Annotated in this window: 20 protein-coding genes and 3 pseudogenes; 9 read left to right on the forward strand and 14 right to left on the reverse strand. The window is 34.4% G+C overall.

Annotated features, from left to right (window positions below):
• The first annotated feature begins 77 nt into the window (after nucleotides 1-77).
• Nucleotides 78-596 (forward strand): CarD family transcriptional regulator, encoded by a 519-nt coding sequence (locus tag MKX53_RS15360; RefSeq protein WP_340912351.1) that lies wholly within the window; start codon nucleotides 78-80, stop codon nucleotides 594-596.
• A 94-nt stretch (nucleotides 597-690) separates the two neighbouring features.
• On the opposite strand, the pseudogene MKX53_RS15365 reads toward MKX53_RS15360, so the two are convergent.
• Nucleotides 691-1,597: pseudogene (locus MKX53_RS15365) on the reverse strand (DNA-3-methyladenine glycosylase family protein).
• 179 nt (nucleotides 1,598-1,776) lie between these two features.
• Between MKX53_RS15365 and MKX53_RS15370 the strand changes: the two are divergent.
• Nucleotides 1,777-2,916 carry a fused response regulator/phosphatase gene (locus MKX53_RS15370; protein WP_340763543.1) on the forward strand — a complete coding sequence of 380 codons (1,140 nt, stop codon included), beginning with the start codon at nucleotides 1,777-1,779 and terminating at the stop codon, nucleotides 2,914-2,916.
• A 169-nt stretch (nucleotides 2,917-3,085) separates the two neighbouring features.
• On the opposite strand, the gene MKX53_RS15375 is transcribed toward MKX53_RS15370, so the two are convergent.
• From MKX53_RS15375 to MKX53_RS15395, 5 genes are all read right to left on the reverse strand, one after another.
• The gene (locus tag MKX53_RS15375) at nucleotides 3,086-3,940 is read right to left on the reverse strand and encodes a CheR family methyltransferase (protein ID WP_340912352.1); all 855 of its coding nucleotides are present in this window, start codon (nucleotides 3,938-3,940) and stop codon (nucleotides 3,086-3,088) included.
• 14 nt (nucleotides 3,941-3,954) lie between these two features.
• Nucleotides 3,955-6,741: a CHASE3 domain-containing protein gene (locus MKX53_RS15380; protein WP_340912353.1), complete on the reverse strand. Its 2,787-nt coding sequence runs from the start codon at nucleotides 6,739-6,741 to the stop codon at nucleotides 3,955-3,957.
• A gap of 208 nt (nucleotides 6,742-6,949) precedes the next feature.
• Nucleotides 6,950-7,519 carry an SF0329 family protein gene (locus MKX53_RS15385; RefSeq protein WP_340912354.1) on the reverse strand — a complete coding sequence of 190 codons (570 nt, stop codon included), beginning with the start codon at nucleotides 7,517-7,519 and terminating at the stop codon, nucleotides 6,950-6,952.
• A 380-nt stretch (nucleotides 7,520-7,899) separates the two neighbouring features.
• Entirely contained in the window at nucleotides 7,900-9,351 is a 1,452-nt protein-coding gene (locus MKX53_RS15390) for a VWA domain-containing protein (RefSeq protein ID WP_422195084.1), read from the reverse strand.
• 6 nt (nucleotides 9,352-9,357) lie between these two features.
• Entirely contained in the window at nucleotides 9,358-10,533 is a 1,176-nt protein-coding gene (locus MKX53_RS15395; protein ID WP_340912360.1) for an AAA family ATPase, read from the reverse strand.
• 346 nt (nucleotides 10,534-10,879) lie between these two features.
• Here MKX53_RS15395 and MKX53_RS19750 point away from each other — a divergent pair.
• Nucleotides 10,880-11,135, forward strand: a pseudogene (locus MKX53_RS19750) (tyrosine-type recombinase/integrase); the annotation flags it as partial.
• A gap of 9 nt (nucleotides 11,136-11,144) precedes the next feature.
• Here the strand turns inward: MKX53_RS19750 and MKX53_RS19755 are convergent.
• The 3 genes and pseudogenes from MKX53_RS19755 to MKX53_RS15405 all read right to left on the reverse strand — a co-directional run.
• Nucleotides 11,145-11,285, reverse strand: a pseudogene (locus tag MKX53_RS19755) (hypothetical protein); the annotation flags it as partial.
• 317 nt (nucleotides 11,286-11,602) lie between these two features.
• Entirely contained in the window at nucleotides 11,603-12,511 is a 909-nt protein-coding gene (locus MKX53_RS15400; protein WP_340912363.1) for an STM4504/CBY_0614 family protein, read from the reverse strand.
• A gap of 376 nt (nucleotides 12,512-12,887) precedes the next feature.
• Nucleotides 12,888-13,763 carry a tyrosine-type recombinase/integrase gene (locus tag MKX53_RS15405; RefSeq protein WP_340912365.1) on the reverse strand — a complete coding sequence of 292 codons (876 nt, stop codon included), beginning with the start codon at nucleotides 13,761-13,763 and terminating at the stop codon, nucleotides 12,888-12,890.
• Nucleotides 13,764-14,041: 278 nt separating this feature from the next.
• Here MKX53_RS15405 and MKX53_RS15410 point away from each other — a divergent pair, with 278 nt between their 5' ends.
• The 4 genes from MKX53_RS15410 to MKX53_RS15425 all read left to right on the forward strand — a co-directional run bounded on the left by MKX53_RS15410 (nucleotide 14,042) and on the right by MKX53_RS15425 (nucleotide 16,752).
• A complete protein-coding gene (locus tag MKX53_RS15410; protein ID WP_340912366.1) occupies nucleotides 14,042-14,512 on the forward strand; it encodes a DUF4188 domain-containing protein in 471 nt (156 codons plus the stop codon).
• Nucleotides 14,513-14,968: 456 nt separating this feature from the next.
• A complete protein-coding gene (locus MKX53_RS15415; RefSeq protein ID WP_340912368.1) occupies nucleotides 14,969-15,850 on the forward strand; it encodes an aminoglycoside 6-adenylyltransferase in 882 nt (293 codons plus the stop codon).
• 85 nt (nucleotides 15,851-15,935) lie between these two features.
• The gene (locus tag MKX53_RS15420; RefSeq protein WP_156187596.1) at nucleotides 15,936-16,106 is read left to right on the forward strand and encodes a hypothetical protein; all 171 of its coding nucleotides are present in this window, start codon (nucleotides 15,936-15,938) and stop codon (nucleotides 16,104-16,106) included.
• A gap of 124 nt (nucleotides 16,107-16,230) precedes the next feature.
• Entirely contained in the window at nucleotides 16,231-16,752 is a 522-nt protein-coding gene (locus tag MKX53_RS15425; protein WP_340912371.1) for a hypothetical protein, read from the forward strand.
• 367 nt (nucleotides 16,753-17,119) lie between these two features.
• On the opposite strand, the gene MKX53_RS15430 is transcribed toward MKX53_RS15425, so the two are convergent.
• The 4 genes from MKX53_RS15430 to groES all read right to left on the reverse strand — a co-directional run bounded on the left by MKX53_RS15430 (nucleotide 17,120) and on the right by groES (nucleotide 22,093).
• Entirely contained in the window at nucleotides 17,120-18,574 is a 1,455-nt protein-coding gene (locus MKX53_RS15430) for a hypothetical protein (protein WP_340912373.1), read from the reverse strand.
• Between the two features lie 554 nt (nucleotides 18,575-19,128).
• On the reverse strand, nucleotides 19,129-20,040 hold the full coding sequence (locus MKX53_RS15435; protein ID WP_340912375.1) for a tyrosine-type recombinase/integrase: 912 nt from the start codon (nucleotides 20,038-20,040) through the stop codon (nucleotides 19,129-19,131).
• Between the two features lie 94 nt (nucleotides 20,041-20,134).
• Nucleotides 20,135-21,766 carry a chaperonin GroEL gene (groL, locus tag MKX53_RS15440; protein WP_093538283.1) on the reverse strand — a complete coding sequence of 544 codons (1,632 nt, stop codon included), beginning with the start codon at nucleotides 21,764-21,766 and terminating at the stop codon, nucleotides 20,135-20,137.
• A 42-nt stretch (nucleotides 21,767-21,808) separates the two neighbouring features.
• The gene (groES, locus tag MKX53_RS15445; protein ID WP_340770366.1) at nucleotides 21,809-22,093 is read right to left on the reverse strand and encodes a co-chaperone GroES; all 285 of its coding nucleotides are present in this window, start codon (nucleotides 22,091-22,093) and stop codon (nucleotides 21,809-21,811) included.
• Nucleotides 22,094-22,280: 187 nt separating this feature from the next.
• Between groES and MKX53_RS15450 the strand changes: the two genes are divergently transcribed.
• Nucleotides 22,281-23,009 (forward strand): CPBP family intramembrane glutamic endopeptidase, encoded by a 729-nt coding sequence (locus MKX53_RS15450; RefSeq protein ID WP_093538281.1) that lies wholly within the window; start codon nucleotides 22,281-22,283, stop codon nucleotides 23,007-23,009.
• Nucleotides 23,010-23,082: 73 nt separating this feature from the next.
• Here MKX53_RS15450 and MKX53_RS15455 read toward each other — a convergent pair whose 3' ends face one another.
• On the reverse strand, nucleotides 23,083-23,724 hold the full coding sequence (locus MKX53_RS15455) for a redox-sensing transcriptional repressor Rex (RefSeq protein WP_093538280.1): 642 nt from the start codon (nucleotides 23,722-23,724) through the stop codon (nucleotides 23,083-23,085).
• Nucleotides 23,725-23,853: 129 nt separating this feature from the next.
• Between MKX53_RS15455 and MKX53_RS15460 the strand changes: the two genes are divergently transcribed.
• The gene (locus MKX53_RS15460; protein ID WP_340912376.1) at nucleotides 23,854-25,785 is read left to right on the forward strand and encodes an ABC-F family ATP-binding cassette domain-containing protein; all 1,932 of its coding nucleotides are present in this window, start codon (nucleotides 23,854-23,856) and stop codon (nucleotides 25,783-25,785) included.
• Nucleotides 25,786-26,045: the final 260 nt, after the last annotated feature.

The following is a 26,045-nucleotide window of genomic DNA, read 5'->3' on the forward strand; positions in this document are numbered from 1 at the left end:
AAGTTGACTATTTTTATATTTGGGTTATAATTAGCTTAGTTAACTTAGTTGACAATATTCTTTAGAGGAGCATGTAAATGTTTAAAGTTGGCGAACTAATTGTTTATTCTACTCATGGCATATGTCAGATAGATGATATTTGTGAAAAAACATATTTCGATGTTACAAAGAAATATTATGTTTTACACCCATTAGACAATCTGAAGTTATCGATAAGCACTCCGGTCAATAGTAAAGCGGTAGCTATGCTTGAACTCCTTGATCAAGCTGAGGCTAAAACAATATTAAATTCCTTTGGCTCATCGGGTATTGAGTGGATTGAAGATAGTAAACAACGTACAAAAACTTACTCTGAGATTATTAAAAGTGGTAATCGAAAAGGGCTCGCAAAAGTAGTAAATACACTTTTACGAAAAAAATATGATGCCCAGTTGGAAAATAAAAAATTAGTTGACCAGGACTTGAAATTATTGATTTCCGTTCAAAACATTCTGTATAGAGAACTGGCATATTCTTTAAATACTTCCTTTGAATCCATATTGGAAGAGATTTCAAACAGTGTTCACTCAAAAATGAAAGTTTCCAGTACTGTGTGATATATTCTATACAAAAAGCCCCGACCAATTCAGTGAATTGATTGGAGGCTTATTTAGTTCTTTTCATTCCAACGAACCTAAGAACATCTTCGATTCAATATAAGAATCTCCATAAATAAAAGGTTGCATATGACTCCCAGCCGCTCCATGGGACTGCTAGTTTTGATATTTCTTCTTTTGATGGTTTATCTACTGTACCAGTTAAATGTTTGATCGCATTATGCAATCCGACATTATCAATCGGAAATCACTCGAAAATCGTAGACAACGCATTAATACATAGTTTGCAGTCCAGGGACCGATGCCACGGATTTTAACAAGTATTTTTTCTGCTTCTTTAAAGTTTTCAGTTCCCTTTAAAAGCGTTTTTGAGAGACTTCCTTCGACAATTAGCTATGCAACACCAATAAGATATTCACATTTTTTGACGGTCATTTTTAGTGGAGCTAAATCCTCCACTGTTAAATTAGCAATATCGTAAGCTTTAGGGAAGATCTAATATCGATGACCCTCCCATTCAATTGAACTTCCGAATGTTTCTACCAATCTTCTTTTTAATGTATATGCATACGCAAGATTGATCTGCTGTCCAAGAATTCCCCAAACTATTGCTTCAAATAAACCTGGAATCCCAATATTACGAAGCCCATAAAACTCATCCACTGCATTATGTAGTAAGTTATCTTTTTTAGCCATTTCATAAAAAGGTCTTAAATCATTATCTAGATCAAACCATTCTCTTACATAGTGGTGTACCTCGCTACGCACCTTTTCGCTCACTAGTGAGGAGTCCCCTAAAAACGAATACCAATATTTCCGTCAACATTCTCGCTAATTTCAATCAATGGAACCACATCTGTTACTGGAATTGCCTTTGTGACTTTATCGTCCCTGATTTCGAACAAGCACTCATAGGAAGACCTTAACATATATCTAATATTTTCACTGAAGCTAAATTCTTTTGGAACAGTAACTATATCATCATAGTGATAAACACCCATAAAAAAACACTCCTTTCAACACAAAATTATTAAACTAAATTTTAAATTAAAGCATTAATCTTTTAAATACCGTATCTGTTTAATCTTTTGTATAATAAAGAGATAATAAGTATTAACTCATATTATTAAGTGATAAAATACAAAAATATATCTTTATAAACTACTGGGGGAAATAACCAATGACGATTTTACTGGTAGATGACAATACCGTCAATCTATTTGTAATAGAAAAAATATTAGATAGCGCTGGTTATAAAGATACAGTTTCACTAACATCGGCTCAAATGTTATTTGACTATTTACAACTTGATCATCCTAATCCAACCTTTAATTCGGTTGATTTAATTTTACTAGACATCATGATGCCCGAAATTGATGGCATTGAGGCTTGTAAACGTATTAAACAAAATGAGAGATTTAAAGATATCCAAATTATCTTCGTAACAGCACTCGAAGATAAAAACAAACTAGCTGAAGCACTTGATATTGGTGGGAGCGATTATATAACTAAGCCAATAAACAAAGTGGAGCTATTAGCACGTATTCGCGTAGCCCTTCGCTTAAAGGCTGAACTTGACTGGCATACCCAACATGAAAACAAAATTCAATACGAGCTAGACTTGGCCACACATGTCCAAAGAAGTTTATTGACCGCTCCTTTTAAAGAAGAAAAGATACAAATCGAAGTATCATACCTTCCTTCTTTTAATCTTGCGGGAGATATGTACTATTGGCATAAAATAAGTGACAATCGATATGCGATCGTTTTATTGGACATGATGGGACATGGTATTTCGGCTTCCTTAGTATGTATGTTTATATCCTCCGTACTAAGAGAGTCTATTAAGCAATTAGTAGAGCCGGAACTAGTTATTAAGGAATTAAATCGTTATATGCTTCTTTTACATAATGAAAAAATTGGAATCCCTTATTATTTTACAGCTATCTATATGGTCGTAGACACAGAAAAGAAAACGATTGAATACGTGAATGCTGGTCATCCTCCGGGATTCGCACTTGTAGACGATACTAAAATGGTTCCATTAGATAAAGGGAGCTGCGCAGTTGGTTTCTTCGATGAGATTGAGGTTAAAAAAGAGGTTATTACGTACGAGAAAGATATACAAATTATATTGTATACAGACGGAGTTCTAGAAGCTATGGATCCTTGTGAAATAGAATCTGAAAAAAAACTTGAACAGTTAGCTTCTAAAAGATGGAAACAATCACAGTCATTGATTGATAACCTATTAACAAAAGAACAACAAACTGCTCAACCTGACGATATGTGTGTGTTAATGATTAAATGCAACGAATAAATTTAAAAAGTACATTCTTATATAAAAAAAAGCACAAATGTTATTTTACAACATTTGTGCTTTTTTAAACTTATTGGTTAACTTAGGAGAGATATGATAGTCAGCTATGATTAGAAGCTTAAAAAGTAAATGTAAATACTCCTCCTAAAACATCCTAAAGTAATCATTATCAAACCCTTTGATAAATACGTTCATTCCCTGCTATTTCTTGATACTTCTCCGTGACTTGAGAGAAACGGAGTGTTTCTTTGTCTCCCAATCCTAGGAACCCTTGAGGGCTTAAACTCTCATAGAATAGATGCTGTACCTGTTCTTGGAGATCTGCAGTAAAGTAAATAAGGACATTTCGGCATATAATCACATGAAACTCATTGAATGATTGATCTGTCACTAGATTATGCTGAGCAAAGATAATATTCTCTAGTATAGATGGATGAAAATAAGCATATTGATCATCTGCTTTATAGTACTCAGAAAATGCGTAATTTCCTCCTGCAAGCATATAGTTTTTCGTATATGCTTGCATTTTTTGGATAGGAAAGGCGCCTTTTCTTGCCTTTTCCAATACTTGTTCATTCATATCCGTCGCATATATAACTGCTTTGTCCTTGAGTCCTTCTTCTTCTAACAAAATTGCCATGGAGTATACCTCTTCACCGGTTGCACATCCTGCATGCCAAATTCGAATCTCTGGATACTTGCGAAGAATAGGAACTACTTCTTTTCTAAAAGTCTTAAAGAAGCTAGGATTACGAAACATTTCTGTTACGTTGATGGAAAAATCATTTAGCAATTTTTCTAAAAAGTGCTCTTCATGTATCACTTTTTCTAGTAACCCGGTAACTGTCTCAATGCCATTTATATTCATGCGATTGTGAATACGACGAGAAATGGAAGATCGGTTGTACTGTCGAAAATCGAATCCTGATAAGCGATAGATGGCCTCCAGCAAGAAGTCGATCTCCAAGTCTTCATGTTGTTTATATACTTCCTCAAGTTTCATATTTTCACCTTGCTTGTCCATCTTTTAAAACTCCCTTAAGATACTAACCATACTCGAAGAACAGAGAATAGTTGATCTAGATTTAGCGGTTTACTGATATAGTCAGAAGCACCAGCTTCCAAACACTTATCTCGATCATTCTTCATTGCCTTCGCTGTTAAAGCTATTACAGGTAATTCTTTCAATTGTAAATCGTTTCTAATTCTATACATTGCTTCATATCCATCCATATTCGGCATCATGATATCCATTAGTACTATATCAATTTCAGTATTGTCCTGTAATATATCCAAGCATTCAATGCCATCTTTGGCTACCAGGATATTCACTCCCCTTTTTTCAAGGGCCGTTTTAAGAGCGTATATATTACGGTAATCATCATCAACGATTAAAATATTTTTGTTTTGAAAAACATTCGTGTGATCATGCAATGAAACTAACACTTCATCTTTTTCAATTACAGTTTGCTTCTGGACCTCAAGCTTAGCCAAGTCTGACACAAAAGCTGTGGACGGTTCATATGATGCCTGTGTTACAGCTACCTCTGAATAATCTATATTTAAATGTTTATCTAGAATAAGGCCGTTAGGAAGACTTGGAACAACTAGTTTAAATACGCTACCAACACCTTCTTCACTTTGCAGTGTAATCCAACCACCAAGCAACCTTGCAAACTGTTTACAAATAGACAAACCAAGACCTGTTCCACCAAACTTACGAACGGTTGCACCATCCGCTTGCTGGAATGTCTCAAAAATCAGCTCATGCTTGTCTGCAGGAATACCAATACCTGTGTCGGCTATCGATACTTCCAACCAATCTTTGCTTATTGCTCTCATTTCCTCTGTTTGCAGTTGGTTCTCAATTTGTTTAATCGTTAATGCAACGGAACCTTCTTCCGTGAATTTAAAGGCATTGGATAGAAGATTTTTTAAAATCTGCTGCAACCTTTTTTCGTCTGTAAAGAAAAGGTCTATTACATCGTCTTCTTTGAAAATATGAAATTCTAAATTTTTCTTCTGTGCAATAGGCGAGAATACATGCTCCATATGTTGAGGTAACTCACTTAAATTGACTTCTTCAAATAGAACTTCGAGTTTACCTGCCTCTACCTTAGAAAGATCTAAGATGTCGTTTATTAATGAGAGTAAATCTTCTCCTGAAGAATGGATAACATTTGCAAACTCTGCATCCTCATCTGTTAAACGTCCTTGATCGTTTTCTGCTAGCATTTCCGATAATATCAGAATACTATTCAAAGGTGTTCGGAGTTCATGAGACATATTCGCCAGAAACTCTGATTTATAGTTTGAATGTAGGGTAAGTTGCTCTGCCTTTTCTTCTAATTCTTTCCTAATTTTCTCTAGCTCTTTGTTTTTTGTTTCCGCATCCTTTGTTTTTTCTTCTAACTGCTCATTAATTTGTGTTAATTCTTCCGTTTGCATTTGAAGCTCTTCGGATTGAGTTTGTAATTCCTCAGACTGTACTTGTAATTCTTCTGTCATCGCTCTAGATTCGTTTAGTAGTCGAATAATTTCCATGCGTCCTATGACACTATTAATCGATAATCCAAAGGTCTCCACAATTTGTTTTACTAAGTCCTGCTGTAGCTTACTATATTCAGACATAGTAGCAAGTTCCATCACTGCTATGACGTCCCCTTCAAATAATATAGGAACAATAAATATACTACGAGGAGGTACTTCCCCTAAACCAGTAGATATATAGCGATAATCTTCCGGTATTTCATTAAAGATGAAGGTTTGTTTCTCTTGGACACACTGCCCAATTAGCCCCTGTCCAATTCGAAAACTTTCTCTTCCAATATCCTTCTCGAAATTATTATCTGCAAAGGAGGCATTCTTTATGAAATGATTTCGGTTATCCTCTATTTCTCTAATATAAAATGCACCAGAAGAAGAGTTAGTCATCTTCGCTATTTCAGACATAAATACTTTTGCAAGTGCGTCTATAGAAGCAACGCCTTGATATTTTGTCACAATGTCAGCAAGATTTGTTTGCAACCATTCTCTGCCATCCAAATTATCCAATAGATCATTGGTTGCATTTGCAAGTTCATTTATTTCATCATTCGTATTTACATGTATTCTTTCTTTCAAATCACCATTGTTAGAGGCAATTTTTTTAATGGTTTGTGTCACGTCATTAATAGTTCTAACAATTGATTTCGAAACCTGGCTTGATATAACTATTGCAATGATAGAAACAGTTAAAAGCAGACCGAATAATCCTACTGTCAAATTATTATTTTGCTTATCTAACTCCTCTGCCCTAACTTGGGCAATCTCTCTTTCGGATTCACGGAAGTCGTTAAACTGCTTTCTTATAGATTGCATGTATTCACGACCACGGTCATTGGCATAGAACTGTTGAATAGCAGCATCATCATTGTCCCTTTTCAGTCTAATCGCGTTCTCCCCAGCCTCCTCTATCCACAGGTCAGTTGTTTCTCTTACCACCTGTAGTTTTTGTTGCTGATCTGGTTTATCCGCCATTAACTGATACAGTTCCTTGAATTCAATCTGCCACTCACCAGCTGCTTTGTAGTAAGGCTCTAAATAGATTTCATTTCCTGTAATGACAAACCCACGCTGACCTGCCTGCATATCCATCACAAATTTCTCTACATTATTTGTCAGTGTTTCAACTTTATTATTATATTGAAGAAGAAAATTTCTTTCTTGCTGAAGTGAACGAATTTGATTGTTTAATATAATCACGGAAGCAAATAAACAAACAATAATAATGATGTATCCGATGGTAATCTTAGGACGTATACCAAACTTCCATTTATTCTCCATTTATATCCTACCTTTATTTTAGATTTCTTATTTTATACTATAGCAATTAGCCGTAAAATAACAGTGTTCCTTAGACTATTTAAAACAATCTATTATTTAAAATATTTAAATATAAAAAAGAAGAAAGACCTCTCTCCAAAGCTATGTTTGGATGAAAGGTCGCTAAACTTTTGAATGTCATTATAAATTTTCACATCGTTATTTATTATCATAATTTACTAAGTCGTATTGCATAAAAATACTGTACAATTGGATGCTTTAGCTTAATCTTCTCAGCCATATTTAAAATTCGTTTTTTTCCAAGCCGTCTGTCTACCAAAGCTAGAATATTCATTAGAATATCATTGCTCTCTAGGCTTTCCTCTAGAGGAGTGGATAAAAACTTATTAGCTACAACGATAAAGTTTGATTTGCTTAATGATGACTGCGCTGACAAAAGCTCCTTTGCCAATTCTGATAACTTTCTGCTCCTTGCTATTACTAGTAGGCGATCCTCTGGAACTAATCCCTTGGTTTCTTTTCTCAATACTTCAATTTCCTCATTACTGATAGGAATTTGTATACCAGAGTCATTCTTAATTTCTAGCTCTGTCTGATACCATTTGATTAATGTAGTTCTATCGCTCATATTGAAGACATTCTTTTTATCGACCGCGATATAACAACTCCCTGCTTTATCGGGTAAATAACGGTAGCTAGTTGCACGGTATTCAACTCTTCCTTGTAATGCAGGACTGAGAAAACTCTCCAAATTGTGTTTTAATTTGCTCCAGGACATATCATTCTCCTTAATTTTCATACTGTATAAATAAATTGAGTTAGTTAAGCTGTTCTAATATTATCATACAATAATCAACACATCGAACATACTAAATGCTAGGTGATTTTAAAAGATATCAGGCTTTACCAAAATTTTTGATTTGGTGATTACTCATTTTTACTATATAGGAAACTTACTATTCATCCTTGTTAAATTGAATAGTATTTTAAAAGCATAAAAAATAACCACCTCTCTACTTACGTGAAGTGGTTATAGCTTTATTATTTAATGATGATTACTTAAAATGATGTAAAAAAAGGAAATACGTTGAAATTATTGATAGCTCTTCTTTCTCTTTAAAGTAAATGAAAAGAAGTGCCAAAATGGAAAGCTTTCTTTTATATTTCAAACGCAGTAAAACTACCCTCTTCATCAAAATCTTTAACTTTAATAACCTTATCGGCAAACTGTTCAACAGTATCTATGCTGCAACCTATTACAAGGGATAGCACTTTAAAATTCTTCTCCTTTTTCTTTCTATTAAATGCTTCCAGAAATGAAGCCGAAACCTTATCTTCCCCGTCTGTTACAAACACAATATCCGCTTGCTTAAACTGGCTTTCATTTATTACATTCATTGCTCCATCAAGAGGAAGTGCAAAGTTCGTACCTCCACCTAAGAAAGTTTGAGCTAAATTGATCATATCTGAACTTTTTATTTTTCCTTTTTCGAATGTTAAAATCTGCGTGGAGGTAGAGAACAAAATTAAACAAAAATCCCTTCTTTGCTTTCTTGCAATTGACATAAGAGCTAATGTAAAGCCTTTGGATTGGGTGTCTAGCCTTTGCATACTTCCTGATTGATCTAGACAAAGTATGATTGGTCCTTTCCCCAATACTTCTTTCCCTATTTGCTCATATTGCATCGTCTGCCCTTCTACAAAGCGACGAAGGAAGTCGTTCTTTGTTATTGGGTGTATATATAAGCCCAATTCTATCGGCAGTATTCTCTCCACATCGTTGCCTAACGTAACCCCACTTCTTTCTATTGAATCACTTTTATTGGGCTTTTGCTTATTGCGAGCTATCTGTTTAAATCTTCCAGCCCAATCCGCAATTTCTTTCATCTTTTTATTAGATGCAATTTTTTCAGCTAATGAGATTTGGTCACGCAAAGGAATCTTTTTCAGTTCTGCATCACTATTCCCTGCACTGTAGCCACCAAGCAACGACTTCAGACTATCTTTCACTTGTTTTGTTTCTTGCATAGCGTGAACCAATGCATGGGAAAAGCTGTCACTGTTGATTTGAAGCATCCATTGCAATTTCTCATTAAACATAGTCATCGCTTCTGTAAGATTCTCTTCTGACAACAAAGGTTCTTTTCCTATATACTCTTGCCGCTTTTGCTTTAGAAAATTCCTTTGAATCATGTGAAGTTCCTGCATCTGTTTCTGAATTTTTTCATCTTCCTGTATTTGGTCAACCAGCCATTGGTTCGTCCTCTCTCCGATTTTCACAGTGGCAATAGCTGACGACAAATCATCCAATCGGGTGAAGTTCCGGTATTCTACAAAATATTCATCCTTCATAATTCTTTCCATGAGTGTTTTATTGACCATAAGCATGTTATCTACATCACTTTCCGTAATTTCAGGTTTCATCTTATATAATGATGCCCAAATGTCAGCTAGTAATGGTTCGAACATCGGTAATACACCTTCACCTCTAACCTTTTGAAGGCCGGATGACATCTCAAATACTTCTTTGAAGCGTCTTTTATCGAATGAGTCCGTGTTCAATACGGAAAGATTGTCGATGTAACTTTTAGGAGATTTCACAGAGGTCATCCCTTTTCACATCTTAAAAAAGATACTCGTGGAACATCTTTTTTCTTTTAGGTTATCCAAATAACAGGGTTCTAAAATCCTATCCAACATTTCATGTTGCATCGAGGTTACTTTATTTAGTAAGACATCGATATCAGCCTTTCGACTTTCATTTTGATTTTTAAGCTTATTTAAATCAGCCACTAAGACCATCATTTTTTGAGTCGCTTCCATTCCAGTCTCTGGTGACTGATCCTGGAGTATGGAGTAGAACACTTCATTTGCTTCATTTTGTAAGGAATAGAGAGTTTGCGTAATAACGTCATGTGCATGGTTCCGAATAATGTAAGACACGACATCTTTTTGCTCCACCTTTTCCCAAAGAACATTTTCAAGAATCGCGATATCATCCATCTGGACAGCTTGCCTTTGGTTAATCATTGCTTTCGCTTGTAGAACACTCAATGACTGCTTGAACCTTCTATCTGATGGGCGAATTCCTTCATCCCTTAACTCCACACGAATTTTCGATAGGGCTTTATAAACCTCGTCAGGAATGACTACCCTATCGGTCAAAAACTGGAGATGCAACAATTCTTCCAATGTCATGAATGGCATTTGTATAGTTTTCTCAGCAGCTTTCAACATCGAGACAAAATTTGTTTCATCTGCGATAAAGTCAATCTCAAATCGCAAAAGGAAACGATCAAATAGCGCATCAAGCCCTTCTTCTTCCTCAGGGTATTCATTAGAAGCACCTATTACAGACATCAAGGGAACTTGAACTGGTGACCCATTATTATAGAATAGTCTTTCATTAATAAGCGTAAGCAAGCTATTCAAAATAGCAGAGTTTGCTTTAAAGATTTCATCTAAGAAAACTATATTCGCTTCCGGCATTTTAGATGTAATAATCCGTTGGTATACGCCCTGTTCCAAACCTTTTAACGACAATGGGCCAAATACTTCCTCGGGTGTACTGAACTTTGTCAGCAACCATTGAAAATATGCAGATCCCTCTATAATTTTAGATAATTCACTCGACAATGCCGATTTTGCAGTTCCTGCAGGACCAATCATGAGCATATGCTGCCTAGAGAGTAATGCAACTAGAATTCCCTCAACCTCATTCTCTCGTTCAAAAAACTTTGAATTGAGCGCCTGTCTGATTTCCTCTAACTTATTGCCATTAGTAAATATCATTTTATATAACTCCTTACTTTGTAATATAAATAGAAAAAACCCTTGCTTGTAGTCTCACTTTCCCATTTCTCGAAAGAAAATATATGCGAGAACTGGTTTTAATACAGTTTGATTCAAACTCATTCACTTTACTCTTCCCATAACTATATTTTACTGAAAGATGCTTCTTCTCCTTCCAAAACAGAACTAAAAATACCTCTCCAAAATTCAGCGGATTAAAGAGAGGCATCAATATTTAATATAAAAAAGGTCTTTCAACAATTCAGCGAATTGATGAAAGACCTTCCTATTTAGAGTATTTAGAGGCGCAGATGGGGCTCTGTTCCTATATAAGTGGAATGGTTGACTAAACCAATCCATTTCACCGCATTCATTGAGGCATATACACACTTCATTATTAGCAGAAGCAGGTATCGCACTCGAACAAATCATGGATAGACTTGGCCATTTCAGATGATCAAATCACCAAGAATGTCTATCTCCACGTTACAAAAGAAATGAAAAAAGAAGCTTCCCAAAAGTTTACACAACTAATGAGAAGCCTCGATTATAATCAATTTCACTTTCACCTTACATACAAACCCATACATATCAAGGGTTGAAGTGGCTTATTACATCATGCCGCCCATTCCACCCATGTCAGGCATACCCATGCCGCCGCCTGCTGGTTCTGGAATATCTGCTACTACTGCTTCTGTAGTTAAGAATAATGCTGCTACAGATGCAGCATTTTGAAGTGCTGAACGAGTAACAACGCCGTTTATTCACGATTAATTAGAGAAGTACCACTTCTCAAAAAATTTAATATATTTATATTATGAAGTATTCGTTGCATTTTGTGAAGTAGTATCCTCAAATGATGAAAAAGTGCTCTTAATTGATTGGTATATTGGTCAATAGTTACTCCACGTTTAAAAAAATGATTATGTTACTTTACTGAGTCATATGCTCAATTGAACAACCATAATTCCATTCACACCTAAAATCTGATAATTATCTCTGAAAGCATCTTTAATTACTTTTATGTGTTTAGAAAGTTATTCTATTCATTGAAGCTGCATACTAATTACTATCTTCCTTGTACTTCTTCAAATGTATTCACTAAGAAAACTATATTAGTTGCACACAAATTTAATGTATACTTTACAAGTGACTCAGGGACTTCAATTATACTTTCTCCTTGTCCATGTCCCCCTAATTTGTTTCTCAAAGTGGGTAATCCGCTCTCTAATGTTTGTTTTAACCCAGTGAAATGGTTTTGCAAATATTCAGGTACAAAGTCATTTTTAAATAGAACGGCTATCAATCTACTTGCTGTGTCTCTTTTCTCATCAAATTCATAACCCATTGCACTACATATAATTTTCATTGTACTTTCAAAAGCTTTTCCTGAGTTAACAAGAGCATCTTTATAATCACCTTTTTTGTAATGTTCATGCGCCTTTAAAAATTCTTCTGAAACTGAGTGAAAAAGAGGATTATTAATTAGTAAAATTGTTTGTTTTACAATTTCCTTATGAATAAATTGATTATCAATCCGAACTAACTTATAATCATGGATTTCATAACCAAAAGAATTTTCTTTCATTTTCTTATTAATTTTATGAATTACTTCATTAACTGTATTCTTTAAAGATTCTAATCTAGTTTTTTCCGTATTTTTGTATAAGCTGTATACAATCAGGTCTATCAAGTCGATAACAATATTATTTTCAGCATGGATAAAAAAGTTACATACTCTAGATTGAGAGTTTACAGTACCTTTCAATGATATGATTCCCAATTCTATCTTAATATTTTCTTCAAGTTCATTCCACATCTTAATAGAAACATATTGATTACCTGATATGTTATTTATATACTTCATTACAATATTAATTATTTGAGCTCTAAGTTTTTGGGGTACATCATCATAAATATAAACATCTTCTTCATTATTAACCTTATATCTTACAGAAAATAATTCATAATCATTCATCACAAACACTCCTTAATATACATCTCTTACTAAATAATCTAAAAATCCCTATGCCAAGTAATTATACCACCATTAATATTTGACTATTCATATAATAAAAGAAAAGTATGATAGAAAAAGGAGCAGTCCACTAATATAGCTGCTCCTAAAATCTATACTTTGAGTGTGTGAAAATACTTGCCCCCCTGCCTACTTGGATAATACCTATTGAAAAATTGGAAAATAGCTCCCCCTCCTAAACCTCTGAACGCCCATTCTATGGGTATTTAAGTCATACCATTTTCAAATAAAATCATTACTTTATTGCTGTTTCTTCTATTATAAATACAAATGGAGCAATTCATTTTAAATAAATGAACGCTCCTATTAGTTTAATTTACAGATATTTGTCTACTGTTGTGTCATTCACTTCCAAATAATGCTTAGTAATAGTCTCTAAGCTCCTATGACCACTCTGTTTAGCTATTGTCGGTAGGTCAGCTCCTGCTTCATGCATACTACTAATTTGAGTTTTACGTAAGCTATAGGGTGCAAATCCCAACCATTTATGAATTGATTTTCTGTATGCTGTATCGCTAATTGATTTATCCTTTGACACATTGCCATGCTTATCTGTTCTACATACAAGATAACTTTCATCTGTTAGTTGATAACCTTTAATATATTTGCGTAAAGTATTCACACATTCAAGCGTTAACCTTTTTGTTTTCCATTGACTTTGTTTCTGCATATATACACTGACTGAATGATTATCTAATTCAATATGCTTAATCTGAATAGCAATCATTTCTGAGGGTCTACAAGCTGTAATTAAATTCACTAAACTGATTGCTTTTGCTCTTGTATCTAGTTTATTTATCTCGTACATTACTTCATCTTTATTCTTTGCAGATTGTCCTTTCATTAACTTCTGTTCGCTGTGTTCCTTATCGTTGTATATACTGCGTAACTGTGCAATACGTTGCTTTTGTTCCGCTGTTTCAAACTGGTTGTATTGATTTACAAGATAATAAGATACACCAGCAGCACGTCTATTAAATGTTGATAGCTTTAGTTTATCCTCTGCAATGGTTTGATATAGATATTTTTCTAGTGCATCAAATGAAATTATTCTGCTTGATTGTTTACAATACTGTTCAAATCGCTTGAAATCACCTTCATACATTTTTAACTTCTTATTAATTTGTTGTTGAATAGCTTCATTCACTTTTTTATTTTTTGCGAACATTTCAACCTTTACCACTTCACCCACTAAAAAAAACCTACCTTTTCTGTAACTTTTTGTTAATATTATTGTATCTTTTATAGGTTACGAAAAGCAAGTTTTTCATAACTTGAAAACATTCAGAGCTATCTAATATTAAATTGAAATGGGTTTCGCTATTTAATTTAGATACTGGATATTTATGTTAAAATAAACATAAGATTGTGAAAGTGTTCACTTAAACTAACGAAGCAGGTTAGTGAAAAAGGATATTTATGAAGAAATAGAGAATATACTACTTTAATCACAAATTATGAGGTGAATTTTTGGGAAAAAAAATTTATAACGGTAGGTTTATTGCAAGCACTGAGGAGAGTTTGGTTTTATTTATAATTGGAATGCGTATTAATAAATTTTTTTCATTCACAAAGTGGGTACCAGTTATTAAGGCAATGGGTCCTATGATAAAAGAATTATATCAGAACCCTGAATTGGGATTCCGTCACACTGAATTTCTTCTTAGTTGGAGGGGAGTCACACTGATCCAGTATTGGAGGAGCTTTGAAGATTTGGAGGCATATGCTCATGGGAAAACTCACTCTGTTGCTTGGAAAAACTTTAACCAAAAGATTAAAGATGACGGAAGTGTTGGGATATACCATGAAACATACATAATTGAAAAGGGTTCATCAGAAGCTATATATAACAATATGCCAAAGTTCGGACTTTCCAAGGCTTACTCTCATATGCCAGTAGCTTCAAAGACCGATTCTGCAAGGAATAGAGTAAGTAAATAGTCTATTTATGCCAACCCTTTATCTGAAAAAGATTGGAGTCGTTATAAAAAGTTCTTCTTCAACTAACGGGTGCTTTACTTCAATAAGAGAAAGAACAATTACTCTGTTCCTTTAGGGTTATATTTTATCTTTTATTTCTTCTCTTTAATTGGATTAAAGTTATTAATACACCTAAATTTATTGCTATTAGAATAGGAAATCCAAAGTAAAGAACATAAAGTATCCAGTTCAATGCATCCTTTTCAGAAAGTAATTCCATTTTATTCACCTCAAGTAATCGTATGAAGAAAACTATACTATGATGCACATTACGACCATAATGTGTAATAAAAGAGAAGGTGCTTCTTGAAGTAACGGGTGCTTTACTTCTGAAGCCTTTTTCCTTATTGAGCTTACGAAGCAGTTTTGTTTAACAAGAAATGTAATAGGATATTTTATTTTGCGGGGTGAATAGCATTGAGAAATGAAAATGAAATGATGGATTTAATATTAAGCTTTGCACAAAGAGATGAAAGAATCCGAGCAGTCTATATGAATGGTTCAAAAACTAATACTAAGGTTACAAAAGATATTTTTCAGGATTATGATATTGTGTATGTTGTAACAGAAACAGCGTCTTTTATAGAAGATAAGACATGGATTAACGATTTTGGAGATTTAATCATGATACAAGAACCTGACAAAAATGATTTTGGTAGGGAAATTGATTTCGATGTTAATAGGTCTTATGGGTTTTTAATGCTTTTTACAGATGGAAATCGTATAGACCTTCGTATTCAAACAAAAGAGATTATGCTTGAAGAGTATGGAAAAGATAAGCTCACGCTTCCCTTAATGAACAAAGATGAACTCTTGCCAACAATCCCATATCCTACCGATATTGATTATCATATCAAAATGCCATCTAAAGGTGAATATGATAGTTACACAAACAATTTTTGGTGGTGTTTACAAAACGTTGCTAAGGGAATTTGGCGTGATGAACTACCGTATGCAAAACTAATGTTTGAATATACAACGAGAGATTCTTTGGATAAAATGGTTTCTTGGTGGATTGGTATACAACAAGATTTTCAGGTTTCAACAGGAAAGTTAGGAAAGTATTTTAAGAAATATCTTCCAGAATTATATTGGAATATGTACAAAAAAACTTATTCTAATTCCGATTATACAAATATGTGGGAATCAATATTTGTTACTTGTGAACTATTTAGAATCTTAGCTCAAGAAGTTGCTGAACATTTTAATTTTACGTATCCAATAGATGATGATAGAAACATGACTATATATCTTAAACATATTAGAAATTTACCTTCTAATGCAAAGGAAATATATTAAGTTAATGGGTGTCCCCCTGAAAATTAGAAGGAGAGCTTATTAAACTAACGGTGTGCTTTACTTCAATAAGAAAAGAGGGAGAATAATGCGTTCTACTAAAATAATGTTACTTGGCATTGCAATAATGATTTTAGGTTTCTGGATACAAGAATATGGTGGAATATTGCGTGGTGATAAAGAGTTCTTTATTGTAACTGGTGGATTTGTAGTTACGTTAATCGGATTATTTCTAAAGGATAAGTCTGAAAAAGTATAGATAAAGTGCTCAATTAACGGGTGCTTTAGTAAAAAAAGGCAGGAGAAAATGAGCTTTGTGATGCTTCTACAAGCTCTACAACTATCAGCTAAATTTCTATATATTGCAAAATGGAGGGTTTATCTTGAAATGGATTTTTATTTTAATTAGCGCCATGGTGTTAGCTGCTTGTAGTGATTCAAAACCATCCATAAGTAAAGAAGTTACAGTGGATAACGAACAAACACAAGTTTCTGAGCCATCTGAAGAAATTGAGGTTATTGTGCCAGAAACAGAGGTAAGTGAATTAACACCATTAACTTTAGACGATTTTAACAATCGTTATGAACTTGATACGGAATATAGTGAACCGTTTATAAATGGCAAATTTGAATTGAAAGATGGTTCTATTTTATATGCGGATTGGTATTTTTATTTAGAGGGTGAAACCTTTGATTATGCAACTGGTACATTTATAGATGGTCAACTTGTTCAAGCTCAACTGGAATTAAAGGACGGAGTAACGAAAGATGATATGTTATCTGAGTTAGGTTTATCTAAAGAAATAGATTATGAACTGAATGAGAAAACAAATATTGTAGATGTGGTTATTGACGAGCATTTTGATGATGCAAATATTAGTCGTCTTCCCAATGAGTGGGATTAAAAGATTATGTCCAATTACGATATGTCATACATTAAGATTCCTCTATCGAATCTCAGCGAAACCGAATATGCTATATTGGTGTACCTTAATCATTAGATTTATTAGGGATTTTAAACGGCTATAAAAACCAAAAACCTCTTCGAGCGCTAATTTACTTCGATAGAAGTGAAATATCAGAGGAGCAGATTGAAGAAATCAGTTGATATATAAGGGTTTTCATCATAATTAGATTCTTTAAATTGTTCTCCTTTCGGACGATAACTGCAAACTTTTTATACTCATCTGCTCTGTTACAAATAAAAAAGCGTACCAACATTTAAATTGGTACAACTCAATTTCTTCCTATTGTTATTTATCTTCCCTTTAGTTAACTGCAAAGTTCCAATTGACTGTTTTCTAAGAGCTGTTCTTCTCTCATCATTTCTAATTCTTCTTCTGAATGTATTTCTAATAATGAGTTATCCCATTTAACTCTGAATTCCTCTGGCTTAATATTAAATGTACTATCAAACTGAAGACTCCTAGCTTCTCGAATTCCGCTCTCTTCACTTCTCTCCCCTTCCATTTCAATCTGGTCTGTTTCTTCAATTTCTCTTTTATCGAATTCTTCTGCAATAATCTCAGCAAATGTAGGTTTAACATCTTTAGCTCTTTTATCTGCTAAATTACTGTAAAATTCACTTTTGAATAATTCTAATTTATCGGAATATAGTTCTTTTTCCAGTTGAAATAATTCAAAATCTATTCCATGTTCTTTTTCAAGAACTTCTAAAATAGTATAAGTATTTAATAAGTAGAATCGATGCCAGTAGAAAGTTGAATTTGTATATTTAACAGTTGTACTTCTATCTCTAGTAAGTTTTTTTAAACGGTTAAAGAGGAATTGTTCAAATGAGTAATAAGTTGTATCTTTTTTAGTCTTAGAATCCAATACTTCAATTGAATAAGACTTGTATATTCTCTTTACTCCATAATCATTCCACAACATTTCTTCTACTGCACTAAAAACTAATCTCATCTTTAAAGTTTTCTCTCTCTTAATATAATTCTGTCTATACTCTTTTATTGAGCTACCCATTGCATTAATAATCATTTCTTTATGTTGTTCTATTCTGTCATATTCTTGTTGTGAAATAACTACAAACTCAACATCATGCTTAGTTTTAACATTTTCTTTTTGCTTTACAGCTATATGAAACATAGTAACTTTTATACGATTTTCTTTTTGTAATCTTTCAAAGGCTTTTTCAACTGCAGTTACTCTCAAATCGTAGATAGCTTGGTTAAATCCATTTATAATATGTTTAGGCTTAAAGTAAACTGTTTCTTCTCCAAATTGCTCAACTAAAGTTTCTATCAGGAAATCTTCTGTTTTTTTTGTTCTATCAGAATCGAAAATACCAAAATGATTAGCCCATGAATTATTACTTCTTCCATTCTTTTCATTTCCTTTTGGGAGTGGATTAGACACCAACTGATTAAAAATAATTTCTTTCATCATTTGTTCATCATCTGTTATTTCTGTGCCTTTATAATTCATTTTTCTTTCTATTGGAGTAACCCTTAAGTCCAATAGAATATATTTTCTATTTTTCCCTCTACCCATGACTTCTATATTTTCATACCTAGTGTATAATTTGCTGATTAATCCTAAAATTGCTCTATCTGTAAATTCCTGTGTTTCTTTATCTTTAGTACCATCAAGCGACCCATTTTTAAGCCAATTTCTAGTATTCAGCTCATTTCCTTCAAAACCCCAAGTCATCGTTAATAGAATAGCTTCAAGTTCAGTAATCCCAAATATTTTGTTATCTAAAAACATTCTTTTTCTCTCCTTTAAATTTGAAATTCCTACAACCCACTCCATAGGTATAAATATATGTATACTATGCTATGGGTTGTAGGAATTTTTAAATAATCTCCCAACTGCAACATGTTAAATAGTTTTACTCGTACTCTAACCGGTTTCTATCATTTCATATACATTTACCCTCTTTTCTTTTGAATTAGATTTTTCATTTTTGTTTGTTTAATGTACTCTGCAATTTTCTAGTTATTTAATTGTAAGTAAATGGTAGGTTAGATGCAAACTCGTTTTTAATTTTTTTATCTACCAATCTACATTCTGTCTTAATACTGTTCAATGAGCGTTACAAGTAACACAGACTACCCATGGATATATTTGTTAATTAACTAAACAGAAGGCTTAGGATTGATTCTAATGGCTTCTGTTAGTTAGGTATGAGGCTGACACTATTAGTTCACCTTGTTCCACTAGACAAAAAAAGAACCCAATCTTAGGAAAGACTGGATTCTTAGGAATTAAAAATATATGAGCTATATATAGTGATTTAATATTTTCACTTGAATTCTTTTCTATATATTTAAGTTATTCAATGGATTATGTTTATCATTTTGCTCCCTTAGCTCACTCCCCCACATAGCCACATAGCGCATCGTCACATTGATGTTTTTATGGCGCATCATCTTTTGTATGGCAAAGGCAGACATACCACTCATTGCTAAGCGATGGCAGAAAGAATGCCTAAAAGTATGTGCAGACACACGAACATCATTAAAATTCATGTGGTTCTGTAAGTTGTTAAACAGTTGTGTTATTGAATTATCGGTCATTTGTGTATTATCACGCTTCAAGAAGACATATTCATTTCCTTGTCCGAAATGATTCTTACAAAAAACTTGATACACTGAAAGTTCTTTGGCAAGCTTTTCAGTCATAAATACTGTTTCGTATTGACGGTTTTTACCGTAAACATTCATCGTAAAACTTGGCATATCAACATCTGACCATTTTAGATTAATAACCTCTTTGCGTCGTAATCCCGTTCCAAGTAACAGCATTATCAACAGATAGCCACGATAACTAAAATAACTCTTCTCCTTGCGTCTTAAACTTCGATAGTAAGCTAACATCTGATATATCTGTTCATCTGTAAAAACATCAATCTTTACATCTTCTTTTTGTAACTTTACTCTTCGCCCCATATTTTCATCTACTATTTTTTCTTCGATGAGGTATTTGAAGAATGCTCGGATTCTGAGAATCTTCGTGTTAACAGTATTCGGTTTATTTCCTCTCTCCTGACAATCTAGCAAATAATTACGTACATGATGATGACCAACCTCTTCAATGTTAATGACACCTTGTTCAAGACAATACTTAATAAACTGCCCTAAAGTCATTTCATAGTTCTTAATGTTCGTCTCGGTTGTGTTCTTAAACTTTCTGTCAGCTAAAAAGTCTTGATAGGCAAATTTCAACAGCATAAAAAATAACCACCTCTCTAATTATGAGAAGTGGTCATAGCTTTACTAATTAATTGTGATTTACACTACTTCACAGAAAACGATGTAAAAAAGATTACATCATGCCGCCCATTCCACCCATGTCAGGCATACCCATGCCGCCGCCTGCTGGTTCTGGAATATCTGCTACTACTGCTTCTGTAGTTAAGAATAATGCTGCTACAGATGCAGCATTTTGAAGTGCTGAACGAGTAACTTTAGTTGGATCTACGATACCAGCTTCGATCATGTTCACCCATTCGCCTGTTGCTGCGTTAAAGCCGATACCAACTTCTTCACGTTTCAAACGATCTACAACGATAGATCCCTCAAGACCTGCGTTGTTAGCGATTTGACGAACTGGCTCTTCTAATGCACGAAGTACAATTTTCAGTCCAGTTGCTACGTCGCCTTCTTTAGTTTCTGCTAATTCTGCAACTTTGTTATATACGTTTACTAGTGCAGTACCACCACCAGCTACGATACCTTCTTCTACAGCTGCGCGAGTTGCGTTTAAAGCATCCTCAATACGAAGCTTACGTTCTTTTAGTTCTGTTTCTGTAGCTGCTCCAACTTTCACTACTGCTACACCACCAGCTAATTTAGCAAGGCGTTCTTGTAGTTTTTCTTTGTCGAATTCAGATGTTGTGTCTTCTAATTGAGAACGAATTTGTGTTACACGACCAGCGATACGATCAGAATCTCCGTTACCTTCTACGATTGTCGTATTGTCTTTAGATACAACAACTTTAGATGCGCGACCTAACTGTGTAATATTAGCAGATTTTAAATCTAAACCTAAATCTTCTGTAATTACTTCAGCACCAGTTAATACGGCAATATCTTCTAGCATTGCTTTACGACGGTCACCAAATCCTGGAGCTTTAACAGCTACAGCATTGAAAGTTCCACGTAATTTGTTTAACACTAGAGTAGCAAGTGCTTCTCCTTCTACGTCCTCAGAGATTAGTAAAAGTGGCTTGCCTTGTTGAACTACTTGCTCAAGCACAGGAAGAATTTCTTGAATGCTTGTGATTTTTTTATCAGTAATTAAAATATATGGATTATCTAAAATAGCTTCCATTTTATCTGAATCTGTCACCATATAAGGAGATGCATATCCACGATCGAATTGCATACCTTCTACTACATCAAGTTCAGTTGTAAACCCTTTAGATTCTTCAATAGTAATAACACCGTCGTTACCAACGCGTTCCATTGCTTCAGCGATTAGTTCACCCACTTCAGAATCACCTGAAGATATAGCTGCAACTTGAGCAATAGACTCTTTGCCTTCGATTTGTTTAGAGATTGCTTTTAGTTCTGTAACTGCTGCAGCAACTGCAAGGTCAATACCTTTACGGATCCCTACTGGGTTAGCACCAGCTGTTACGTTTTTCAATCCTTCGCGAATCATGGATTGTGCAAGTACTGTAGCAGTTGTTGTACCGTCACCAGCGATATCGTTTGTTTTAGAAGCAACTTCTGCCACTAATTTAGCACCCATGTTTTCGAATGCATCTTCCAATTCGATATCTTTTGCAATTGTTACACCATCATTAGTAATAAGTGGTGAACCAAATTTTTTCTCTAGAACAACGTTACGTCCTTTTGGTCCAAGTGTTACTTTAACAGCATCTGCAAGTTTATCCACTCCACGTAGCATTGCACTACGAGCGTCTTCACTGAATTTAATTTCTTTAGCCATGTGTATAGTTACCTCCTGAATATATTTTGTAAAGTTTTATTATTAGCCAATTACAGCTAGTACATCGCTTTCGCGTAATATTAAATAGTCGTTGTTGTCATATTTCACTTCTGTACCTGAATATTTAGAGAAGATGATACGGTCTCCCTCTTTAACGTCAAGTTCAACGCGAGTGCCGTTTTCAAGTACTCGTCCAGTACCTATAGCAACAATTTTTCCCTCTTGCGGTTTTTCTTTAGCAGAGTCTGGAAGTACGATGCCAGATGCTGTTTTTTCCTCAGCTTCGATTAATTCGATTATGATACGATCACCTAATGGTCTTAACAAGTGAAACTACCTCCCTAAAATAGTAAAATGTAATATTATTAGCACTCTTACTCTTTGAGTGCTAACACACTTATAATAATAATTAATCACAGAACATTTTGCAAGTGAGAAGGTATCTTTTTCTTTTATTTCCTATTTCCTATACAATAAAAGGAGAAGGTACATACAGAGAGGAATCAAACTGTTCATGAAACAACAAAAAACCGGTATCTACATTTTAATTGTTTATTGTATTATGCAGTTATCAGGAGCTGTGTTTGCACCGCTTCTTTATAAGTTATTAGAAACTATGGAAATAGAAAATGCGGCCCTCATTGCTTCTGGATGGTGGGTATTTCTTAGTATGGGGATCGCCACATTAATCACCTTGTTCATTATTAAGAAAGACAATAATTACTTAAAACCGTTAAAAGGCAAGTCTAGTCCACTCCTTCAAACAGTTGGTTGGGGAGTTATCGGTTTTTTCCTAGTCCTTTTAGGTCAAGCTTATGCAGCTAACATTGAACAAAAGTTTGGTGTGGATCCTGGATCAGAGAATACAACCCAGTTTATCGAAATCGCCCAAGCTGTACCATTAGCTATTTTTTCCATCGTTATTTTCGCTCCTATTTTAGAGGAGCTCATATTCAGACGCATAATCTTCGGAACATTATTACCAAAAACTAATTTCTTTGTAGCTGCTTCTGTTAGTGCGATTGTATTTGGAATTATTCACTTTGACTTTACGCACATACTACTATATGCAGTATCAGGATTTATATTCTCCTTTATCTATTACAAGACGAAAAGGATTATAGCGTCTATGATTTCCCATATGCTATTAAATGGATTCGTTGTACTCGTTCAATTTTACGGAGATGAAATCCAGCAATTTTTGAAGCAATATTCCAATATGCAGTTAATATTCTTTCAATAGTACCCTCCTATAACTTCTAGTCCTCAATAAAAAGCCTTTGACCCATTAGCATTGTGGTCAAAGGCTTCTTTAGTTATTCAGTATGTTCGTTTCTTATGAGATAAATCAAGGTTTGCAATTCAACAGATAAATCGATTGTGTGTACACGGATCGCATCCGTTGTTTGAATACGAATTGGTGTAAAGTTTAGTATCCCTTTAATAGACGAAGTCCCTAGTTGGTCTGCTACTTGCTGTGCTGATCTACTCGGTAAAGTGAAAATAACTAACTCAATTCCATATTCCTCTAGTTTTTCTAGCATAACACTAGAATGATATACAGGTATATCACTAATAGTCGTTCCCTCAACAGGTGCCTTTGTATCAAAAGCTACGACAATCTTAGTGTTATGATTTTTTTGGAAGTTATACTTCAAGAAAGCAGTTCCCAAACTACCAACACCAATAAGCGCGACATTCGCTGCCTCATCCTGATCAAGTGTTTTACGGAAAAACTCCAGTAACGTTGGTACTTCATAGCCGTAACCCTTTTTCCCGAGAGCACCAAAATGAGAGAAATCTCTTCTAATTGTTGCGGAATCAATCTTCATCGCTTCACTCAATTCCTGTGAAGAAACTCTTTTATGTCCAGCATTATCAAAGCTTTGTAAAAATCTATAATATAATGGAAGTCTTTTTGTAGTTGCTTGAGGAATTCTTGGTATATCTGGTTTCATAAAAATCCTCCTAGTTTAGTCAAACAAATCGTTTTTATCTTACTAGACATTTCTACCATTGTAAAGCTATGGCGTTGCAACAACAAGCCCTATCTATTACACTTAAGTTAGAATTGAGGTGCGAATACTGTGATCGTTTTACAAGTCAATCAAATAACAAAATCCTTTAACGGTGAAGATATATTAACAAACGTAAAGCTAGAGGTTCAGGACAGAGACCGGGTCGCCCTTGTTGGCAGAAACGGTGCTGGAAAATCTACTTTACTTAAAATAATCGCTGGTGAAATGTCATACGATTCAGGCGAAATCATTATGCCCAAAAATATTCGTCTTGGCTATCTAGAGCAACATGCAGGTCTAGAATCTAAGCTGACTATTTGGGACGAAATGAAGACTATTTTTAGTCATCTCATTAACTCAGAAAAAGAGCTTCGTTCCTTAGAATCACAGATGGCTGATCCTTCTGTATATGAAGATACCGAGGCTTATGCAAGAGTGGCAGCAACGTACGATGAATTGCAATTAGCTTTCAATGAAGCTGGTGGTTATCGCTTCGAATCTGATATTCGATCTATCCTACATGGCATGCAGTTCTTCCCAGAAGATTATGAGAAGCCAGTGCAAGCATTGTCTGGTGGTCAAAAAACGAGACTAGCATTAGCTAAAATGCTTTTAAGTAAGCCAGACTTACTTATCCTCGATGAGCCTACCAACCATTTGGACATTCAAACATTAAGCTTTTTAGAAAATTATTTAAAGAATTATAATGGCGCTGTTCTTATCGTATCGCATGATCGTTACTTTTTAGATCAGGTAGTTACCTTTGTGTATGAGGTATCTCGTCATAATGTAGCAAGATTTGTTGGAAACTATAGCTCTTACTTAACGCAAAAAGCAAAAAACTATGAATTAGATAGTAAGAAATATGAAAAACAGCAAGAGGAAAAAGCAAAGCTAGAGGAGTTTGTTAGTAAAAACCTAGCTCGTGCCTCTACGACTAAAATGGCCCAATCTAGACGGAAGGTTATTGAAAAAACAGACTGGATGGATTCCCCAGATGGCGATGAAAAATCTGCTTCATTCGGATTTACTATCGACCGACCTAGTGGGAATGACGTTCTCCGCCTAGAGGAAATTGCAGTCGGTTATCCAAAAAATACAGTTTCATCTAACATATCCTTTTCTGTGTACAAACAGGATCGAATTGCACTTGTTGGACCAAATGGAGTTGGAAAATCGACTTTACTAAAAACCATTATGAAACAACTGGAAGCTACTGGAGGCAAAATTCAATACGGAACAAATGTCCAATTTGGTTATTATGACCAAGAGCAAGCGGCACTGACTGGCAATAAGACAGCTTTGTTAGAACTGTGGGATGAATGGCCATTGATGAATGAACGAGATATCCGTAACGTATTAGGTCGATTCTTATTTACGGGAGATGATGTACAAAAAACGGTATCTACACTGTCCGGTGGTGAAAAAGCTAGACTTGCACTTGCCAAGCTCATGCTTTTAAAAGCGAACACCCTTGTACTCGATGAGCCTACTAACCATTTAGACTTAGACAGTAAAGAGGTTCTCGAAAATGCATTACTTGATTTCCCAGGGACTATTATATTCGTATCCCATGACCGGTATTTCATTAACCGAATTGCCACAAAAGTGATTGAGTTAGCAAGTGATGATGCAACCCTGTTCCTTGGAGACTACGACTATTACTTAGAGAAAAAAGAAGAAATGGAAGAGCTTGCTTTAGAAAATGCTGTCGTGGAAAATACGGTAGTTACCAAAGTGAACACATCCACTATAGATAAAGAAGCTAAGAAAAAAGAACGCCAGCTTCGACGTCAGTTAGAGGAATTAGAAAGTCAGATGCCGACGGTGGACGCGGAAATTACGATAATCGAAGAAAAGCTATGTGAACCGGAGATTTTCCAAGACCATGAAGCTGTTCAACAATTACAAATGGAACTCGATCAATTGAAGGAAAAACAAGATAACTTATCCAATGAGTGGTTGGAATTACAGGAACAACTGGAAGAAATAGCGACTTAAAGAAAAAAGGTAGTGTAACCAATTTTGTTTTGGCTTCACTACCTTTTCTTTTTGCTTTCTAATCTTGGTATTTTCTCCCTAACTACTAAAATTCTACAATTTTAGTATTAATCCTTCCTTTATATTAATTTTTCATTGAATGCCTGTCGTATGGTGTACATATATGTTGGTCAAGTGCTATTTTGCAATAAATTTTTCTCCACATATTTATTCACAAAGAAAAACGAGTTATATCAATCTATCAACAGGTTTATCCACAT

This window comes from Psychrobacillus sp. FSL K6-4615 (assembly GCF_038008225.1).
Taxonomy (GTDB): Bacteria; Bacillota; Bacilli; order Bacillales_A; family Planococcaceae; genus Psychrobacillus; species Psychrobacillus psychrotolerans.

Coding starts and splice junctions, on each gene's coding strand:
- MKX53_RS15360 (WP_340912351.1), top strand. CDS start 78: ATGTTTAAAGTTGGCGAACTAATTGTTTATTCTACTCATGGCATATGT.
- MKX53_RS15370 (WP_340763543.1), top strand. CDS start 1,777: ATGACGATTTTACTGGTAGATGACAATACCGTCAATCTATTTGTAATA.
- MKX53_RS15375 (WP_340912352.1), bottom strand. CDS start 3,940: ATGGACAAGCAAGGTGAAAATATGAAACTTGAGGAAGTATATAAACAA.
- MKX53_RS15380 (WP_340912353.1), bottom strand. CDS start 6,741: ATGGAGAATAAATGGAAGTTTGGTATACGTCCTAAGATTACCATCGGA.
- MKX53_RS15385 (WP_340912354.1), bottom strand. CDS start 7,519: ATGTCCTGGAGCAAATTAAAACACAATTTGGAGAGTTTTCTCAGTCCT.
- MKX53_RS15390 (WP_422195084.1), bottom strand. CDS start 9,351: ATGACCTCTGTGAAATCTCCTAAAAGTTACATCGACAATCTTTCCGTA.
- MKX53_RS15395 (WP_340912360.1), bottom strand. CDS start 10,533: ATGATATTTACTAATGGCAATAAGTTAGAGGAAATCAGACAGGCGCTC.
- MKX53_RS15400 (WP_340912363.1), bottom strand. CDS start 12,511: ATGAATGATTATGAATTATTTTCTGTAAGATATAAGGTTAATAATGAA.
- MKX53_RS15420 (WP_156187596.1), top strand. CDS start 15,936: ATGCGTTCTACTAAAATAATGTTACTTGGCATTGCAATAATGATTTTA.
- MKX53_RS15430 (WP_340912373.1), bottom strand. CDS start 18,574: ATGTTTTTAGATAACAAAATATTTGGGATTACTGAACTTGAAGCTATT.
- MKX53_RS15435 (WP_340912375.1), bottom strand. CDS start 20,040: ATGCTGTTGAAATTTGCCTATCAAGACTTTTTAGCTGACAGAAAGTTT.
- groL (WP_093538283.1), bottom strand. CDS start 21,766: ATGGCTAAAGAAATTAAATTCAGTGAAGACGCTCGTAGTGCAATGCTA.
- MKX53_RS15450 (WP_093538281.1), top strand. CDS start 22,281: ATGAAACAACAAAAAACCGGTATCTACATTTTAATTGTTTATTGTATT.
- MKX53_RS15455 (WP_093538280.1), bottom strand. CDS start 23,724: ATGAAACCAGATATACCAAGAATTCCTCAAGCAACTACAAAAAGACTT.